We start from the raw sequence: 12,611 nt of genomic DNA, 5'->3' as shown, positions 1-12,611 counted from the left end.
ATTTTCAAGCCTCTGGCTTGGCATCTTGCAGGTTTTCTGCTAATAACATACTTTCATACTGCTCAGCTTCCCAATTAAGGCCAAGAGCTGAATGGGCTGCTACTAAATAGTTAATAGACTTAGAAAAATATTTAGAATCTTTATAGCTTGCCATATTCTGGAAACGCTTAATTGCTGCTAAATATTCACCACGCCTCAGGTAAAATTTACCGATAGAGTACTCTTTTGTTGATATATGCTCTGTGATCAGCTTTGCTTTTTCCTTCATCTCGTCTACATATTCGCTGCCTGGAAAGAGATTAATGTACTCAGTGGCTAGCTCTAAAGTTTTATATGCAGTTTGCTGTCCAAGTTGCACTTTATTAATTTGCATGTAATAAGATAATACTCTTAAGTAGTATACATATGGTAAATCTTCACCATTTGAATAAACATATATATAATCAGCCATATCACTTGCAGCACTGCTATAGTTACCCATATTATAGTGAGAGACCCCAGATAATAATTTTGCTTTCATTGCCCAATAAGAAAAAGGATACAAATCCTCTATCTTATGAAATGCCCTAATAGCTTGTTTATATTTTTTCTGGTCAAAAAGTTCAACTGCTTCTTCATATAGTTCAGTTTCAGTTTTTTCAAGATCATCCGCATACGATTGTGTAAAGGAGCAAATTAGGAAAATAAAGCACGTGATTAAAGTCTTATACATAAGATTTTTTTCGATCAAAATAAAGTATAGACCTAAATATTACTTAAATAAATAAATTTCTTAGGCAACAGCCGGTCCTTCTTCTTTATAACTACGGTCAGAACTACCTGCATTTCTTGATTCACCTCGTCCTTCCACTTTTGGATCTTTCAGCGTCTTACTGTAGGAATGTATAGTTAAGACCTGTACAGCCATAAAAATTGCAATACCTACCAAGCCTAAAGTAGGTCCAACAGCAGGATTTAAGGACGATGCTAATGCTATTAACATTATCCTTCTTATTAAAAATACAGAAGAACCAGCAAGCGCCAATCCGGCTACAGATATATTGCTAGTTTTCTTGCTAGATTTCTCATCAAGATCAGACTTTTCTGTTTCCTTTTTCTTATTTTTTTCATGCTTATCAATATAAGAAACAAGAGTTGCAAGAAAAGCAATTGCATTGGCAAGAAATAAAATTGCATCCTCTGCTGCTTCAAGTGAAGATGTTTCACCCATTATCATACCTACAATAACCAGTGCAGTTGTTATAGCCTCAATATAGATCAAACACTGACCTATATCAGAAATATTGTGCTCTTTTTCCTTTACTTCCTCTCCATTTTCAATAATCTCCAACTCTCGTTCTTTTTGTGCTATCTTCCTATTATTGTAAATTAAATATAGCGTACAAATAAGAGATAAGACTGTAAAAGGTAATATAGTGTGGCTTAGCGCGCCACTTATCACGCCAAGTAATACCTGATCGCTATATGTTTTTTCCAGTTCAATCGCCATCAGCAATGTAAATGGGACCATTGTTGCCAATGATGCACATTTTCTATATAGCTCTCTTTTTTTTAGTGCTAATAGTTCTTGTTCTAGCCTTTCTCTTTTGACTTCTTTATCAACTGTTGGCCAAAAATCCCAAAAAAACTCTTCTAATGGTTCAAAATCTCTTTTTTTCTTATTCTTTCCTGGAACCTTTTTAGTAGAAGAAAATTTGCCACTAGGTATTTTCATAATATTAACCTAATTAGTTGTAAGTTAATATAATTATACACCTTTTTGCTTTCTGAGTCAATATCACTAAGATATTAACTACTCTTGTCTATTAACTATTTCCTAGAAGATTTAATCAATCTGTTTGATGCCGGCTAGGATATAATTATAGCCTGACCACATAGTTATAATAGCTGCAACCCATAAACAAATCGCACCTGTATATTGAATCATATAATAATCGTTCATTATTAGCGCTACTACAGCAACCATCTGTAGAAATGTTTTAATTTTTCCAGCTTTGCTTACAGGTAGACTAACATTTGTAGCTATCAAAAACTCCCGCAAACCCGAGACTAATATCTCCCTACAGATGATGATAATCGATGGTACTATTGTAAAATCATTTATCTTCTGCTTATAAACTAGCATAATTATCGTTGAAACCACTATTAATTTATCAGCAATTGGATCAAATAGCTTGCCAAATTTTGATTGGACTTTCCACGCACGCGCCAAGTAACCATCAAAAAAATCCGTAATGCACGCAAATACAAAGATTGATATTGTTATCAGGCCTGCATATTTATTTTCTATATAAAAACTTAATATTATTGCTGGTACTGCAAGCGCACGAGAAATTGTAAGCAAATTAGGCACGTTTTTCTTAAGCATGTAATACCATTCTACGTAGTAGGTAAACTTATACAGAAGTACACCAGAGTTCACAAGCTAATAGTTTACAATTGAACATTTATAAAAACTCCATATACTTAAAAAATACAAGCTTAAAATATAAGGATGTAATGATGAACGATGATTTAGATAGTACCACAAAACAAGAGGCACTTAATTATCACAGTAGAGGTGGTAAACCTGGTAAAATTTCAATCATGCCAACAAAACCTTTATCTACCCAGTATGATTTGTCACTTGCTTATTCCCCTGGCGTTGCAGCTCCGTGCCTTGAAATAGCTAAAAATCCTGAGGTTGTTTATGATTATACGGCAAAAAGCAACTGTGTTGCTGTCATTTCAAATGGCACTGCAGTGCTTGGACTTGGTAATATCGGTCCTCTTGCTGCAAAACCTGTCATGGAAGGCAAAGCTGTTTTATTTAAGCGTTTTGCTGATATTGATGCAGTTGATATAGAAGTTGGTACAGAAAATATAGAAGATTTTATCAATGCAGTAAGGTACCTTGGGCCAAGTTGGGGGGGGATAAATTTAGAGGATATAAGATCTCCCGATTGTTTTATAATAGAGAAACGTCTGAATGAACTGATGGATATTCCAGTGTTCCATGATGACCAGCATGGAACTGCAGTGGTTGTTGCAGCTGGTATAGAAAATGCTCTTGATATTGTCGGAAAGAAATTAGAGGACGTTAAGATCATTATGAATGGTGCTGGAGCAGCCGGTATTGCATGTTTAGAAATACTAAAGTCCATGGGCGCTAAAAATATAGTGCTGTGTGATAAGCAAGGAGTAATATACAAAGGTAGAAACGAGGACATGAATGAGTGGAAGGAAAAATATGCAATTGATACTTCCGAACGTTCTCTACTTGATACAATAAAAGGCGCTGATGTATTCATCGGACTATCTGCAAAAGATGTGTTAAATGAAGAGATGTTAAAGAGTATGGGCAAAGACCCGATTATTTTTGCTCTTGCCAATCCCGATCCAGAAGTAAGGCCTGAGTTTGCAAAATCTGTGAGGCCAGATGCAATAATTGCAACTGGTAGGTCAGATTACAACAACCAAGTCAACAACGTAATGGGTTTTCCTTATATATTTAGAGGGGCACTTGATGTACATGCAACAACAATAAATGATGAAATGAAAATTGCAGCTGCAGATGCAATAGCAAAGCTTGCCCGTGAGCCAGTACCAGGTGAGATATCTGCAGTCTATGGCGGTCGTAAAATGGGCTATGGACGTGAATATATAATACCTACTCCATTTGACCCAAGATTAATTTCTATAGTAGCTCCTGCTGTTGCAAAAGCCGCAGTTGATTCAGGTGTTGCAAGAAAGGCAATACAAGATTGGAGTAAATATGAAAATCAATTAAAATCTCGTCTTTCTAATGTTCTCAGTACGCTGAATTTACTATCTTCACATATGTAATTTATTGGATAAAGTTAAAAGTGATAAACCAACCCAAACTCTAAGCCATATATGCCAAACCTATTGGTAATGGTTGCAGTTGTTGATTCAACACGTGCAGTTTCATCAACTTTACTTCCTCCACCGGCAGGAATATATCCTTCACCAGCTAGTATCTTTATTCCTGGTACAATATCTTTAAATTGGTTATCAAGGATACCAAAATAGCGTAAACCAGCAAATGCTTGAGTTTGTGCTGTAAGTTGGTGATTGATACCAAGTTTTGCTTGGTAAGCCAAGGCATATCTGGTTTTTCCTAGAAATTTAACCCTAGTTACACCTGCACCAATACCAACATATGGGGTGAATGGCATTTTTGCTATATTAAAATCACGATATACATTGACCATTCCAGCTAAGTTATTAAAACCTTCATTTTTCATCTTAAATGCAGCTCTGAACTCTGCTTCAACACTACAATTTTCTTGAATGTGAATATCAACCTTTCCACTTCTCCAAGGTGAATTGCATTCCGCTCCAGTAGACGCATCATTGTGACGACGAAGTTCAATATATCTTGCTTTTTTCTTATCTGAATAATCTTCATCATATAAGTTAGTCTGAGAATATAAGCCTTCAAACTCAACTCTCATATTTTTGAATAAATACCCTATTGCAGCACTACCGGCAAACCCTGGAACATATTTAGGACTGTATCCAGCTTCAATTCGCTCCTTCTTATTAAAACTAAAAACCCCCTCTGTTATATTGTCACCTGCATCTTCTTTTCCTTCTAGAGAACCTATTGCATTGAAGAATGCTCCAAAATAGTTAGCTTTGATGTAAACATTCTCTAAGTTATTTATTTTATCATCGTAAGATAAGCACCTAAATGAAAAAGTTAGCAAAACCAAAGATATGTGAATTTAAATCTTTCGCCCACCACAAAGCCTCCCTGCATAACTTGTCATTCCATTATTATAGTATGCTTCTATTTTTTATGATAGCAACTTTTTATTGCGCTCAATCGTTTTAGATTTATAATGAAAGTATTGTAATTTAAAGCAAATCAATGACTATTGCAATTCACGAATTAGAGAGGATCATCAAACAATCGTTCCCCGACGCTGATATAAAGATTCATGATCTTGCTGGAGATGATGACCATTATCATTTAAAAATAAACTCCAAGTGTTTTCTTGGAAAGACAAAAATAGAACAGCATAAAATGGTATATAAAGCTCTGGAAGGTCAGTCTATACACGCCTTGCAACTGGAAACTAATACTTAAAAATAAGGTGAATTTATGAGCAATTTTGAACAAATAAAAAAAGATATAACAGAAAATGATGTGGTATTGTATATGAAAGGCACTTCTGATTTTCCTCAATGCGGATTCTCTGGACTCGTCGTGTCAATCCTAAAAAAATTGAACGTGAAGTTTAAGTATATTAACGTGTTGGAGAATGATGAAATACGTGAATCTATAAAAAAGTTTTCTGATTGGCCAACAATTCCACAATTATATATAAAGGAAGAGTTTATTGGTGGTTGCGACATCACTCGCGAGATGTACGAAAAAGGCGAACTGCAAAGTTTATTGAAGGAAAAAAAAATTATTGCGGAATAAGTACCAAGAAACCAGTGCCCAGACGCTGGATAACGTAGTATAGCTATGAAAAAGGATCTTATGTCTTAAATCGTATCCGTTCAGGGGAGCGGCAAAATAAGGTAGACAAAGCAAGATAATAATGTTGATGTTAACACTATTGTCAAGTTTACTGGCCTTTCTATTAGTGAGATTGAAGAATTAAGTGTGAGCGGTTACAAATAATTTACCATTTCTTCTGGTTTCACTATCCTTTCAAACTCTTCCTCAGTGAGCAGTTGAAGTTTTGCTGCTGCTTCTTTTAGAGTGATATTTTCTTTATAAGCAAGCTTCGCTATTTTTGCTGCATTGTCGTACCCTATATGCGTATTTAATATAGTGACCAACATCAACGACTGATTCAGTAAATCTTTTATCCTCTCTTCATTTGCTTTAATACCAACTACACATTTTTCTGTAAAATTTAAACTTGCGTCAGCTAAAAGTCTTATAGACTGCAAAACATTGTAAATTATCACTGGCTTAAACACATTCAATTCAAAATGACCGTTTGAACCACTAATGGTTACAGCAACATGATTTCCCATAACTTGAGTGCATACCATAGTCACCGCTTCACACTGAGTTGGATTCACTTTACCTGGCATAATTGAAGAACCAGGCTCATTTTCCGGTAACATTATTTCCCCAATTCCGCATCTTGGACCAGAACCAAGCAACCTTATATCATTTGCAATTTTCATTAAACTGACTGCTACTGTATTGAGTGTTCCACTGAGCTCAACTAAAGCATCATTTGCTGCTAGCGCTTCAAATTTATTGCCTGCTGAAGTAAATGGAAGGTTAGTAATTTCTGCAACTTGGCTTGAAAAATCTTCAGCAAAACCCTTTTTAGTATTGAGTCCCGTGCCAACTGCAGTGCCACCTTGTGCAAGCTCATATATATCACTTAAAGTTGATTTTACTCTCTCTATCCCCTTTTTAATCTGGACTGCATAGCCAGAGAACTCCTGTCCTAGTGTTAGGGGCGTTGCATCTTGCAGATGAGTACGTCCTACTTTTATTATATCTTTAAATTCCTGAACCTTATTATCCAGCACCTTATGCAATTTTTCAAGATTTGGAATAAGCAAGCGGTTTATCTGGTCTGCTGCTGCTATATGCATTGCTGTTGGAAAGGTGTCATTTGACGACTGACCATAATTCACATGATCATTTGGATGTATTGGAGATTTACTACCCAAATTACCACCTAAAATCTCTATTGCACGATTGCTGATCACTTCATTCATATTCATATTAGTCTGCGTTCCGGATCCGGTTTGCCAAACAACAAGCGGAAATTCATTATTAAATTTGCCATCTATTACTTCCCTCGCGGCTGTGCAAATTGCGTCCCCTACCCTATCATCTATAACACCATGTTTCATATTAACACGCGCTGCTGCAAGTTTTACTATTGCTAATGCTTTAATCAGAGGCTCTGGCATTTTTTCTGTGCCAATCTTAAAATTTTCTAAAGAACGCTGAGTCTGCGCTCCCCAGTAATGTTCACTTGGTACTTTTACTTCCCCTAAGCTGTCTGATTCTATTCTCGTCTTTCTATCCATATTTTCCTCCTGGTGTTATGCAAACTGGTTCACTACATAATTTTTTCATGCCTACTTCTTGGTTAATTAAATCATACTAGATCCAAGTAGTCAAGTGTACGAACATTGCAATTTTCAGGTAACTTGCATGGTAGATGCAAGTAGCTGACACTGATTCACTTTATGATGGTGTCATTCCAGTCTGGAATCCAGCCTTTTCATAATCATCAAAACGTTGTATTTTAACATAAAACGGCTACTTTTATGCTTACCAACTTAATAAAATTCCTGGATCCCAGTGTCTGGGCACTGGGATGACACCCTTCTGGTGGACTCAAATCACGATGTTTGCACAGCTGTACGCTTAGTTCTGGTTGCACGCTACCATTCTTGTACATCCATAAATAGAAAATTTACGCTTTAAAAGGATCATATACATCGATTTCCTTAGAATTACTCTTTTTCAATTTTTCACTTAATAATCTTAAAATAGGCTGTAAATCACCATTAATTGATAAGCACAGCACTTCTTTATTGAGATAATTAGCTAGGTGATTCTTCTTTTCCAGAATTTCTGCTTCCCTCAATAAGTCGCATTTGTTTAATACTACAATCTCTTCTTTTTCAACAAGATCACTATTGTAAAGTTCCAATTCATTATGGATACAACTATAAGCCGAAACAACGTCATCGTGAGTTACATCGATTAAATGAAGTAAAATTTGACACCTTTCTATGTGCTTTAAAAATTTATGCCCGAGCCCAACTCCAAGGTGAGCATCAGTAATTATTCCAGGAATATCTGCTATTACAACTTCGCTATCATCCACTTTTGTCACACCTAAGTGGGGTCTTACGGTGGTAAATGGATAATCGCCTACTTTTGTATCGGAATTTGAGCAGCGAGTCAAAAATTTTGATTTACCTGCGTTTGGCATGCCAATAATTCCAACATCTGATAAAACTTTTAGTTTTAATAATACATGTTTTTCTTCGCCAGGCTGACCGTAAGTAAAATGTCTTGGTGCCTTATTAGTAGAAGATTTAAAATTAGTATTTCCAAGTCCACCTTTTCCACCCTGTGCTACTTGAAATTCCATACCAGGCTTGTCAAGGTCTACTATTATCTCTTCACTTTCTTCATCAATTATTTGTGCACCGACTGGAACTTTAAGTATAACGTCTTTCCCTGCTGTGCCAGATCTATCCCTGCCTGCACCATTTTTTCCACTATCTGCTTTAATGTGTCTTCTATAACGAAAATGAAGCAAAGTGTTGAGATTAGCGTCGCTGATGAAAACTATGTTTCCACCCTTTCCTCCATTACCACCATTTGGACCACCAAATTCAACGAACTTTTCTCGACGAAAACTTGCACAGCCATCACCACCGTCACCGGCTTTTAAACACAATTTTACTTCGTCTATAAAACCCATGCTAACCCACGATAATATTTAGCATCCTTTCCTAATGTGCTTTCTATTCTGATTAGCTCGTTATACTTCGCAAGCCTATCAGAACGCGATAGCGATCCGGTTTTTATTTGCCCGCAATTTGATGCAACTGCTATATGAGATATTGTTGTGTCTTCTGTTTCACCTGAGCGGTGAGAAATCACAGCTTTGTAGCCATTTGATTTTGCCATTTCAATTGCAGCAAAAGTTTCTGTTAACGTCCCTATTTGATTTGGCTTGATCAGTACAGCATTTGCCATTTTTTCTTCTATTCCTTTGCCTATTAGTTCACAATTTGTAACAAATAAATCATCCCCAACCAATTGAATTTTACTCCCCAATTTTGCAGTAAGTAATTTCCAACCTTCATAGTCGTCTTCACTCATTGCATCTTCTATAGAAATTATTGGATATTTTTCCACAAGGTCACAATAGTATTCAGTCAATTCTTTTGAAGTAAGTCCCTTACTTTCAAATTCGTAAATTCCATCTTCATAAAAAGTAGATGAAGCAACATCAAGGCCTAGTGCAAAATCACTTTGCGCTGAATAACCTGCTGATTCTATAGCGTATATGATCAAATCAAGTGCTTCTTCAGTACTTTCAATATTTGGTGCAAAACCACCTTCATCCCCTACATTTGTGCTATAACCTTTTTTCTTAAGAATGCTACGTAAGTTGTGGAATACCTCCGCAGATATTCTAATCGCTTCGCTGAAAGTCTCAGCACCGACCGGAAGAATCATGAATTCTTGGAAATCGAGCTTATTGTCTGCATGTACTCCACCATTAATTATGTTAATGAGTGGAACCGGCATAACACTCGTCTGCTTTCCTCCCAAATATCTATATAGCGGCATTTTGAAACTGTTTGCTGCTGCTTTTGCAACTGCAAGAGACACACCCAAAGTTGCATTTGCTCCAAGTTTTGATTTGTTTTTTGTTCCATCCAGTTCAATTAATGCTTTATCAATTGCATTTTGGTCCGCTGCATTCATTCCAATGATTTCATCTGCTATTATCCCATTTACAGCTTGAACAGCTTTCAGCACTCCCTTACCACAATACCTTTTCTCATCTTGGTCCCTGAGTTCCAAGGCTTCTAATTTACCGGTTGAAGCTCCAGAAGGTACAGATGCCCTGCCTATTGCACCATCACAGAGCTCAATTTCTACCTCAATAGTGGGGTAACCCCTGCTATCTAAAATTTCTCTTGCAAATACGTTATTGATTATCTTATTCATTACATTAAACCTTAACTTCCGCAATAAGTGCTGCAGTTTCCTTTGCCAATTTAGCTATATTACTACCAGCACCAATAAATAATACTATATCACTTGGACTTGTCGAATCACTAATAAAATGTGAAATGAGCAAAGCATCATTCATAATTTTTGTGTTATTAAATCCATTACTGATTAAAGCTTTTTGTATATCATCAATCCCACAACCAGGAATAGGCTTGTCTTCTGGGGGATGAACAGGAGTGAGGATGACATAATCAAACATCATGAAAATTCGTATGAATTCATCAAAAAAATTACGAATGCGGGCAAAACGAAGTGGTTCGATAATTCCTATTACTTTTCCTTTAGTAATCGAACGTGCAGCCGTTAAAGTTGCATATATTTCATTTGGATGATGGGCATAATCCTCAATTAACTTAACACCTTTAATATCGGCAATCAAAGAGAATCTTCTTGCTACTCCTTGAAATTCCAAAAGGCCTTTTTTAATATCTGCATCGCTAATTCCGAGCTTTATCGCAACTGATATTGCAGCTAGGGCGTTGCTTACTTTGTGAATTCCAATTGCATTTGATAGTACTATGTTTTTTAAAGGGCTGGATCCCAGTGTCACGCACTGGGATGACATCTCTGTACACTTTCCTTTTGTCATTCCAGCACGTAATGCTGGAATCCAGTTGTTCAACACATCAAATTCTATGCTGTTAGCATGCTGTTTAATGTTGCTGGCTCTTATGCTACCATTCTCAAACCCAAACGTTATAGAATTACCCGCATCATAATCGATGTCTACAGAATCAGGTAAAACTGCAGAACCTGCATTATTCACGAATTGGGAAAATGCATTTTTGATATTATCAAATGTGCCGTAATAATCTATGTGGTCATTGTTGATACTTGTTATGACAGCAATCTTTGCAGGGATTTTTAGCATAGTTCCATCAGACTCATCAGCCTCGATCAGAAAAGTGTCACTCCCTCCAAGTTTGAAGTTGCTCTTATAGGAATTTAATATCCCTCCTACAGTTACAGTCGCATCAATGCCAGAATGATCAAAAATGGAAGCAATCATAGCGGTTGTTGTTGTCTTTCCGCTTGAACCTGAAACCGCTATCACATATTTATCTCTTAAAAGTTCAGCAAGCATGTCTGATCTATGCAAAACGATTTTATTGTTATTTTTTGCCGCAATTAACTCCACATTATCAGATTCTATCGCAGAAGAATATACAACTATTTGAGCTTGGCTTATATTATCAGCATTGTGACCAATGTAAACTTCTATACCCAGCTTTTGTAATCTATCTACATTGTTGTTTGACTGCGCATCACTGCCTTGAACTTTGCAATTGGAATTGTGAAGAATTTCAGCAATGGCACTCATTCCGATTCCACCTATACCAATAATATGTATTATTCCTTTTTGAGTTTTGTTAATATTTAGCAGTAGATGTTTACTCATTACTAAATTTATTATAGTATAATTTAAAATCCTCATAGTATCGAACCCTCTTACCGAATACAATGATAAAAAACCTAACCTTTCTATGTCTAATATTTGTTTTGATAAGTAGCTGCAGTTTTAGCAACAGGTTTAACTGCACTGCAGGTCATTATAAAATTGGCAGCAGCTACACAATAAATGGTATAACTTATTATCCAAAAAACTGTAAACACTATGAAGAGATAGGGATAGCATCGTGGTATGGAATAGAAGATCATGGCACACTTACAGCAAATGGTGAAGCGTTTAACCGTCACTTGATCTCTGCAGCGCATAAGACTTTGCCCTTACCCTGCTTTGTTCTTGTCACTAATTTAGAAAATGGAAGAAAGCTTGTTACAAGGGTTAACGATAGAGGGCCTTTTATTGAAGGCAGAATAATAGACTTATCAGAAAAAGCAGCTCAAGTCTTAGGATTTCATAAATCTGGGCTTGCAAAAGTAAAAGTTCAATACCTAAGAAAGATGTCAGAACAATTGATACAAAATACTCCTCATTACAGAAAGCAATATGAAAAAGAAATGCAGAAACGTCATCCGAAACAAGACAGTGCAGAAAGTAAGGGATATGTTGCATTTTTTAAAAGTGCTCAGGCTGCTAAATCAGCTGCATCAAAGCTTCGCAATCAAGGAATAAAAAATGTTAGATTGCTTTTTAAGAACGATCAATATTGCGTGAAAGTGAGTTATAGGTAGTGGTGAGTGCAGAATTTGAAAGATTTGGTTAATGTAAGGAACGCTGGCTAACTATTGTAAGTTAAAAATGTGATATAAAAAAGATATCAACAATTTATAGCTATACCACCGCGATATCTCTTAGCCGCTAACACGTAGCGGAATGACGAGCTTATCGTCACGCCACCGCTAACCGTCATACCGCGATTTATTCGCGGTATCTCAGCCGCTAACACGTAGCGAAATGACAGCAATCCTACGTCATGTCGCCGCTAACCGTCATACCGCGATTCATTCGCGGTATCTCAGCCGCTAACAAGTAGCGGGATACTTGACCTTTACAGGAATGACAGTTGTCGTTTAGCTATAAATATTAAGAAATTTACCAAATGAAAAAAAAGGCAAAGAAACCCTAGGGTAGCTAGTATTCAAATTCTCCCTTGTCTATTTGACGTCTTTTACTGTCTTAAACACTTTATAAGCGCGTTTCGGCTTGTATAGGTAGAAACCTAAAAGTTTTATAAAGACATGAGGTGCACATAGTGCAAAAAATTAAGCATGATTTACGCCAAATACATTAAGTTTTTTGTCATTAATCCACTGCAGAGATTGCGAAGATAAATAAATAGCTTCAGTTTCATGATAAGAGGGCTGGCGGAGTTTGTCAAGTAAGTTTTTCGTTTCATCCAATGCGCTGCCAAAAGTTTGTTATGCAAGAATGCACTAGCCA

The 12,611-nt window shown here is 36.4% G+C and carries 12 protein-coding genes; 4 read left to right on the top strand and 8 right to left on the bottom strand.

Features of this window, described 5'->3' with window-relative positions:
• Positions 1-4: 4 nt before the first annotated feature.
• The 3 genes from AAGD66_RS01100 to pgsA form a co-directional block, all read right to left on the bottom strand.
• Positions 5-712 carry an outer membrane protein assembly factor BamD gene (locus tag AAGD66_RS01100; protein WP_264724257.1) on the bottom strand — a complete coding sequence of 236 codons (708 nt, stop codon included), beginning with the start codon at positions 710-712 and terminating at the stop codon, positions 5-7.
• 60 nt (positions 713-772) lie between these two features.
• Positions 773-1,714 carry a hypothetical protein gene (locus AAGD66_RS01095; protein ID WP_209472809.1) on the bottom strand — a complete coding sequence of 314 codons (942 nt, stop codon included), beginning with the start codon at positions 1,712-1,714 and terminating at the stop codon, positions 773-775.
• Between the two features lie 111 nt (positions 1,715-1,825).
• On the bottom strand, positions 1,826-2,368 hold the full coding sequence (pgsA, locus tag AAGD66_RS01090; protein ID WP_012673109.1) for a CDP-diacylglycerol--glycerol-3-phosphate 3-phosphatidyltransferase: 543 nt from the start codon (positions 2,366-2,368) through the stop codon (positions 1,826-1,828).
• Positions 2,369-2,502: 134 nt separating this feature from the next.
• Between pgsA and AAGD66_RS01085 the strand changes: the two genes are divergently transcribed.
• Positions 2,503-3,825 (top strand): malic enzyme-like NAD(P)-binding protein, encoded by a 1,323-nt coding sequence (locus AAGD66_RS01085; protein ID WP_155969552.1) that lies wholly within the window; start codon positions 2,503-2,505, stop codon positions 3,823-3,825.
• 14 nt (positions 3,826-3,839) lie between these two features.
• On the opposite strand, the gene AAGD66_RS01080 is transcribed toward AAGD66_RS01085, so the two are convergent.
• Positions 3,840-4,718: a P44/Msp2 family outer membrane protein gene (locus AAGD66_RS01080; protein ID WP_264724232.1), complete on the bottom strand. Its 879-nt coding sequence runs from the start codon at positions 4,716-4,718 to the stop codon at positions 3,840-3,842.
• Positions 4,719-4,876: 158 nt separating this feature from the next.
• Between AAGD66_RS01080 and AAGD66_RS01075 the strand changes: the two genes are divergently transcribed.
• A complete protein-coding gene (locus AAGD66_RS01075) occupies positions 4,877-5,095 on the top strand; it encodes a BolA/IbaG family iron-sulfur metabolism protein (RefSeq protein WP_006280012.1) in 219 nt (72 codons plus the stop codon).
• Positions 5,096-5,110: 15 nt separating this feature from the next.
• The gene (gene grxD, locus AAGD66_RS01070; RefSeq protein WP_006280013.1) at positions 5,111-5,434 is read left to right on the top strand and encodes a Grx4 family monothiol glutaredoxin; all 324 of its coding nucleotides are present in this window, start codon (positions 5,111-5,113) and stop codon (positions 5,432-5,434) included.
• A 194-nt stretch (positions 5,435-5,628) separates the two neighbouring features.
• Here the strand turns inward: grxD and fumC are convergent, their stop codons facing one another.
• The 4 genes from fumC to murC all read right to left on the bottom strand — a co-directional run bounded on the left by fumC (position 5,629) and on the right by murC (position 11,201).
• Entirely contained in the window at positions 5,629-7,023 is a 1,395-nt protein-coding gene (gene fumC, locus AAGD66_RS01065) for a class II fumarate hydratase (protein WP_077188081.1), read from the bottom strand.
• A 392-nt stretch (positions 7,024-7,415) separates the two neighbouring features.
• The gene (gene cgtA, locus AAGD66_RS01060) at positions 7,416-8,438 is read right to left on the bottom strand and encodes an Obg family GTPase CgtA (protein ID WP_264724233.1); all 1,023 of its coding nucleotides are present in this window, start codon (positions 8,436-8,438) and stop codon (positions 7,416-7,418) included.
• Positions 8,426-9,700, bottom strand: a complete 1,275-nt coding sequence (gene eno / locus AAGD66_RS01055; protein WP_264724234.1) for a phosphopyruvate hydratase — start codon at positions 9,698-9,700, stop codon at positions 8,426-8,428. The genes cgtA and eno overlap by 13 nt, the downstream gene beginning before the upstream one ends.
• A 4-nt stretch (positions 9,701-9,704) precedes the next feature.
• On the bottom strand, positions 9,705-11,201 hold the full coding sequence (murC, locus tag AAGD66_RS01050) for a UDP-N-acetylmuramate--L-alanine ligase (RefSeq protein WP_264724235.1): 1,497 nt from the start codon (positions 11,199-11,201) through the stop codon (positions 9,705-9,707).
• Positions 11,202-11,227: 26 nt separating this feature from the next.
• Here murC and AAGD66_RS01045 point away from each other — a divergent pair, with 26 nt between their 5' ends.
• On the top strand, positions 11,228-11,902 hold the full coding sequence (locus AAGD66_RS01045; RefSeq protein WP_010082236.1) for a septal ring lytic transglycosylase RlpA family protein: 675 nt from the start codon (positions 11,228-11,230) through the stop codon (positions 11,900-11,902).
• Positions 11,903-12,611 lie beyond the last annotated feature (709 nt).

The sequence above is a fragment of the Wolbachia endosymbiont (group A) of Dendrolimus pini genome (assembly GCF_964026835.1).
Classification (GTDB): domain Bacteria; phylum Pseudomonadota; class Alphaproteobacteria; order Rickettsiales; family Anaplasmataceae; genus Wolbachia; species Wolbachia pipientis.
This window is presented reverse-complemented; position numbering and strand designations above follow the sequence as displayed.